The sequence below is a fragment of the Streptomyces sp. NPDC002793 genome (assembly GCF_040295485.1).
Taxonomy (GTDB): Bacteria; Actinomycetota; Actinomycetes; order Streptomycetales; family Streptomycetaceae; genus Streptomyces.
Map to the genome: position 1 here is coordinate 1 of NZ_JBEOVL010000103.1, position 6236 is coordinate 6236.

At 70.5% G+C, this 6236-nt stretch carries 4 protein-coding genes; all 4 read left to right on the top strand.

Annotated elements, in window-relative coordinates; translation table 11 throughout:
* On the top strand, positions 1–1407 hold a 1407-nt coding region (locus ABT001_RS35585; protein WP_351285809.1), incomplete at its 5' end, for a beta-ketoacyl reductase.
* Positions 1408–1550: 143 nt separating this feature from the next.
* Positions 1551–3149: an acyl-CoA carboxylase subunit beta gene (locus ABT001_RS35590; RefSeq protein WP_351285810.1), complete on the top strand. Its 1599-nt coding sequence runs from the start codon at positions 1551–1553 to the stop codon at positions 3147–3149.
* A gap of 186 nt (positions 3150–3335) precedes the next feature.
* Entirely contained in the window at positions 3336–4154 is an 819-nt protein-coding gene (locus ABT001_RS35595; RefSeq protein ID WP_502967582.1) for an ABC transporter ATP-binding protein, read from the top strand.
* Positions 4139–6079 (top strand): hypothetical protein, encoded by a 1941-nt coding sequence (locus ABT001_RS35600; protein WP_351285812.1) that lies wholly within the window; start codon positions 4139–4141, stop codon positions 6077–6079. The genes ABT001_RS35595 and ABT001_RS35600 overlap by 16 nt, the downstream gene beginning before the upstream one ends.
* Positions 6080–6236 lie beyond the last annotated feature (157 nt).

Genomic DNA, 6236 nt, shown 5'->3' on the forward strand with positions numbered 1-6236 from the left:
CTGTCGTTGCCTCCGGTCCGTACGTTCGATGTGCGGCAGGCTCCGGACGCGTTCCGTTTCATGAGCCAGGCCCGGCACATCGGCAAAGTCGTCCTCACACTGCCCGCCGATCCGGATCCGGAGGGGACCACCCTGATCACCGGCGGCACGGGCGCCCTCGGAGGCGTACTGGCCCGGCACCTGGCAGCACAGGGCCGCCGCCATCTGCTGCTGTTGAGCCGGAGCGGCCCGGATGCCACGGATGCCGGTGAGCTGGCGGCGGATCTGGAGGCCGCCGGTGCCCGGGCCGAGATTGTGGCCTGCGACACCGCCGACCCCGAGGCCCTGGCGAAGATCCTGCACGGCCGCCAGGTGGCCTCCGTGTTCCACGTCGCCGGAGTTCTGGACGACGGCGTGGTCACCGGCCTCACCCCCGACCGGGTCGCCCCGGTGCTGGCAGCCAAGGCCACCACTGCCCGGACGCTGCATCACATGCTGTCCGACGTACAGGAGTTCGTCCTCTTCTCGTCCGTCTCCGCGGTCCTGGGCAGCCCCGGTCAGGCTTCCTACGCGGCCGCCAACGCCTACCTGGACGCCCTGGCCCGCCACCGGCAGGCCCGCGGCCTGCCCGCGCTCTCCCTGGCCTGGGGCCCGTGGGACGTCGGCGGCGGCATGCTCGGCGCGCTCACGGACGACGACCGGGAACGGGCCGCGCGCTCGGGCTTCCCCGTGACCACGGCCGAGGAAGGCATGGCCCTGCTCGACGCGGTGCTCGCCGGACCGGACCCGGCGGTGATGCCCGGAGCCGTGGACACCACCCGGCTCGCCGGCCGTACCGACCTGCCGCACCTGCTGCGCGTGGGCCCGGGCCGGGTCCGGCGGCGGACCGCGGCCGCGGCCGGAGAGACCGGCTTCGCCGACCGGCTTCGCACCCTGCCCCCGGCGGAGCGGACCCAGGTGCTGCTCGACCGGGTGAGGACCGAGGTCGCCACCGTGCTCGGTTTCACCGGTACGGACGCCGTCGAACCGGAACGGTCCTTCAAGGACCTCGGCTTCGACTCGCTCACCGCCGTGGAGCTGCGCAACCGGCTGGGCGCGGTGACCGGAGTCCGTCTGCCCGCCACGCTCGTCTTCGACCATCCGACCCCCGTCGAACTCGCGGAGCGGCTCGTGACCGATCTGGTGCCGCCGGCCCCGGGCCCGGCAGCGGCCCTGCTGGCCGGACTGGACGAGCTGGAGGCGTCGTCGGACGAGCTGACCGACACCGACCGGTCCCGGCTGCGGGTCAGGATGAGCGCCCTGCTGGCCCGGTGGGCGGACGTCGCCGCCGATCGGGACCCGGCCGACGGCAACCTGGACGCCGACCTGCGGTCCGCCACCGAGGACGACATCTTCGCCTTGATCGACAGCGAGCTGGAGGGGTCGTGACCCGCGAAGTCTGAGGTAGGGGGCGGGCGCCGTCGACTAGGGGTGATGTCGGCGGCCCGCACCCCAGGATCATCGCAATCAGGGCCGTCGCAACCCGGGCGGCCGTCGTACGTCGAGAACCGTGTGCCGCGAAAGGATCCCGGATGCCGTCCCAGGAGCCCCTCTCACCGGTCGAGGAGCCGCAGACCTCCACCGCGCACCGGATCGCCGATCTGGCCGCCCGGCACGAGAAGGCCGTGGTCCTCGCAGAGCGGAAGGCCGCAGACCGGCAGCACGCCAAGGGGAAGCTCACCGCCCGTGAGCGCATCGATCTGCTGCTCGACCCCGGCTCGTTCGTCGAGATCGACGAGTTCGTACGCCACAGGACCGTCGACGGGGACATCGCGCGTCCCTACGGCGACGGGGTGGTGACCGGCCACGGCACTGTGGACGGCCGTCAGGTGTGCGTCTTCTCGCACGACTTCACCACGCTCGGCGGCAGCATGGGCGAGGCCTTCGGCCGTAAGGTCATGAAGACCTACGACTTCGCGACGAGCGTCGGCTGTCCGGTCATCGGCATCAACGACTCGGGCGGCGCGCGCATCCAGGAGGGCGTGCTGTCCATCGCGTACTACACCGAACTGGGCGTCCGCAACGTCCACTCCTCCGGTGTGATCCCGCAGATCTCGCTCATCATGGGTCCCTGCGCGGGCGGCTCCGTGTACTCGCCGGCCATGACCGACTTCACGGTGATGGTGAAGGACACCTCCTACATGTTCGTCACCGGACCCGACGTCGTCTCCGCCGTCACCGGCGAGAAGGTGACGGCCGAGCAGCTCGGCGGTCCCACCGTCAACGCGGAGATCTCCGGCAACGCGCACTACGTCGGCGAGGACGAGCAGGACGCCATCTCCTGGGTGCAGACCCTGCTCGGCTACCTGCCGGCCAACAACCTGGAACTCGCGCCCGCGCACGGCTACACCCCCCACCACGAGCTCACCGAGGACGACCTCGCGCTCGACAGCATCGTGCCGGACACCGAGCGCCAGTCGTACGACATGGCGGAGGTCATCGCCACGGTCCTCGACGACGGCGACTACCTGGAGATCCACCCGGACTTCGCCCGCAACATCATCTGCGCGCTGGGCCGTGTCGAGGGGCACCCCGTGGCCGTGGTCGCCAACCAGCCCCAGCACCTGGCCGGTGTCCTGGACATCGACGCCTCCGAGAAGGCCGCACGCTTCATCCGTTTCTGCGACGCCTTCAACATCCCCGTCCTGACCTTCATGGACGTACCCGGCTACCTGCCCGGCGTCGACCAGGAGCACCAGGGCATCATCCGGCGCGGCATCAAACTCTTCTACGCGTACGCCGAGTCGACCGTCCCCAAGGTCACCGTCATCACCCGCAAGGCGTACGGCGGCGGGTACGCGGTGATGGGGTCCCGGCAGATCGGGGCCGACCGCGTGATGGCCTGGCCCACCGCCGAGATCGCCGTGATGGGGGCCGAGAGCGCCGTGCACGTCCTGCACCGGCGCGATCTGGCCGCAGTGCCCCCGGAGGACCGGGCCGAGGCCGAGGCGAAGCTCACCGACGAGTACCGGCGAAGATTCGGCAACCCGTACGAGGCCGCCGCGCACGGCTTCGTCGACATGGTCATCCAGCCGTCGCGCACCCGTGTCGAGGTGGCGAAGGCGCTCGTGAGCTTGCGGAACAAGCGGCAGTCCGGACCGACTCGCAAGCACGGGAACATTCCTCTGTGACTCGGCCCGCAGTTCGGGCAACACACATACGAATCGGCCTGTTTGGCAGGTCGCGCGCATGTATTCAGCCCATTCCGCGGCCGACGCGCATGGGTAAAGAGGAACTAAAATTTTCGAACGTAGGCTGATCAGGCCGACGTGCCGGTGCGGACCGGCTTGCGTACCCCCCCACAAGAGAGGAATTCCGTGGATCACGGAGCAGAGCGGACCAGAGGGAAGGCGATGGACGGGGAGACGTCCGACGGTGAGGCGGCCGCCTTCCGGCTCGAGGGCCTGCACAAGGTGTTCGGCGACTACAAGGCCGCCGACCACGTGGAGTTGACGGTGCGGCCGGGCTCCTTCTACGGACTGGTCGGCCCGAACGGAGCCGGTAAGACCACCACCCTGTCCATGGCCGTCGGTCTGCTCAGGCCGGACGAGGGCAGAGCCCTGGTCCATGGCACCGACGTGTGGGAGGAGCCGCTCCGAGCGCGTCGCCTCCTCGGCGTCCTGCCTGACGGTCTGGCCATGCCGGAGCGGCTCACCGGCCGTGAACTACTGACCTATCTCGGACAGTTGCACGGTCTGGCGGCCGAGGAGGTCGACCGGAGGGCCGACGAGCTGCTCGCGGTCATGGAACTCGACGGCTCCGCGGAACGCACGCTCGTCGTCGACTACTCCACCGGCATGCGCAAGAAGGTCGGTCTCGCCACCGCGCTGCTGCACGCCCCCAAGGTGCTGGTGCTCGACGAACCCTTCGAGGCCGTCGACCCGGTCTCCGCCGCCACCATCAAGAAGATACTCAAGAGGTTCGTGGAACACGGCGGCTCGGTGCTGATCTCCAGCCACGTCATGGCCCTCGTCGAAGAGCTGTGCGACACCGTCGGCGTGATGGCCCGGGGACGTGTCGTCGCGGAGGGCTCCCTCGACGACGTACGCGGCAACCGCTCGCTGGAGGAGACCTTCGTCGACCTGATCGGCGTCAAGATCGGCGGCGGGGAGGGACTGTCGTGGTTGGCGTCCTGATCCGGATGAAGCTGGCCGTGCTGCGCCACAGCACGACCGACGCCAAGATGGCCCTCAGTGGCCTCGGCTGGACCGCGGGAATCTGCCTCGCCGTCACCACTCTGATCCTGGCGTCCTTCGACTTCTCCCACCCGCGGCTGCTGATGGACCTGCTCGCGGTGACGTTCGCGCTGTGGGCGCTGGGCTGGATGATCGGCCCGATCTTCGCCGGTGAACCCGCTCTCAACGGCGAGCACTTCCACCGCCAGCCGATCCCGCCCCGGACCCTGGCCATGGGTCTGCTCGCCGCCGCCCTGGTCGCCGCCACCACCGCCTTCACACTGATCGCCTTCGGCGCGCACATCGTCTTCGCCGCCCGGCTGAGCTGGGTGGCCGTCGTGGTGTCGGTGCCCGCGGTGGTGCTGCTCCTGCTGCTGGTGGTGCTGCTGTCCCGAGTGGTCACCCTGCTGTTCCGCAGTCTGGCCAGGTCCCGCATCGGCGGGGCCGTCACCGCGACCGTCACCGCGGCGATGGTCTCGCTGTGCTCGTTCTCCTGGGTCCTCTTCATCGGCATCTACCTGCTGCTGGAGTACGGATTCCCACCCACCTTCTCCACGGTCGTGCGCGCGCTGCCGTCCAGCTGGGGCCTTCTCGCCGTCGAGGCTGCGGCCCGCGGCGACTGGCTGTGGACCGTAGGACCGCTGGTCGGCCTCGCCGTCGTCGTGGTCCTGCTGTTCCTGGCATGGAGCGCCCTGCTGGGACCGCAGCGCCTCGCCCGTCCGGTCATCCGCGGCTCGGCCGGGCAGCGCGCCGTGCGGCGGAGCCGGTTGCTGCGCGGCGACCAGGGGGCGATCTACCTCAAGGAAATGCGCACCTGGTGGCGTGATCCGGTCCGTACCCAGGGCATCGTGATGGGTCCGGCCTTCTCCATCATCACCGTGCTGTTCCCGCTGATCTTCGGTTTCACCGCCGGATTCCCGTTCGTCGGCGCGGCCAGCGCGCTGATGGCCGCCGCGACCTGCGCCAACCCTTACGGACAGGACGGCACCGCGCTCTGGCTGACCCTGACGGTGCCGGGCAAGGAGAAGGCCGACGTCCGGGCCCGCCAGCTCGCCTGGCTGACCGTCTTCGGCCCGCTGACGCTGGTGCTGACGCTCGTCGGGTGTCTGCTGCACGGCGACGCCTCCCTGGTGCCGTGGGCGCTGGCCGGCACCTTCGCCGCGCTCGGCGGCGGCTCCGGTCTGCTGATCTGGACGTCCGTCGTCGCACTGGTCCCCGGCCCTGACCCGCACAAGAGCAAGAACTCGCCGATGGACCACGGTGACGTCACCGGGCAGTCCTTCATGATGTTCTTCCTGGTCGCACTCGCGATGTGCCCCGCACTCGGAGTCGTCTGGGCGGGCCAGGCCCTGGACATGCCCGCCCTGCTGTGGGCGGGCGTCCCGGTCGGTCTGCTCACCGGCGTTCTCTGCCACGTGACGCTCGGATCCGTGGCGGCGCGGGAGCTGCGGGAGAAGGGCCCCGACCTGCTGCACCTGATGCGGTCGGGCGCGCCGGCGACAGCCACCGCCGACGAGTCGGGCGAAACCACCGGCAAGTCCCCGTTCGAGACGCTGTCGGGCGGCCGCCAGACCGTCATGTGGAGCTGCGGGGCCGTCGGCATCCTCGGGCTGTTCCCGCAGGGCCTCGTGCCGTTGGCCATCAAGCTCGACGGGGGGCAGGACAAGGTCTGGTTCCTCGCCCTCCACGTGCCGGAACCATGGCAGTGGCCGGTGGTCGCCATGATGATCATCATTGGCCTCGCCGGGTTCTGGGGCGCCTACGTGGTGTACCGGACCGAATCGCGCCGGCTCAAGGCCGTGGCCTCCGCGACGCCCCGGGACGGGGACGGGGCCGACGGACCGAACCCCGAGGCCGTCACCGAGGAGCGGCTCACCCGCGCCTGATCCACTCTCCCTCAATGCTCCACCGACGGGGCGCGCCGCTCGCGGCGCGCCCCCGCGGCCCGTGCGGAAGAGCACCCCCCCCCGCCCACCCACCGCGGCCGCAGCCCCCCGACCAGGGCGGGAGGGGGGGGCCCGACCGAGGGATGGGGAGAGCGGG

What these genes read in the sequence shown, in the direction of transcription:
- ABT001_RS35590 (WP_351285810.1), top strand. Translation starts at nt 1,551, where the DNA reads ATGCCGTCCCAGGAGCCCCTCTCACCGGTCGAGGAGCCGCAGACCTCC.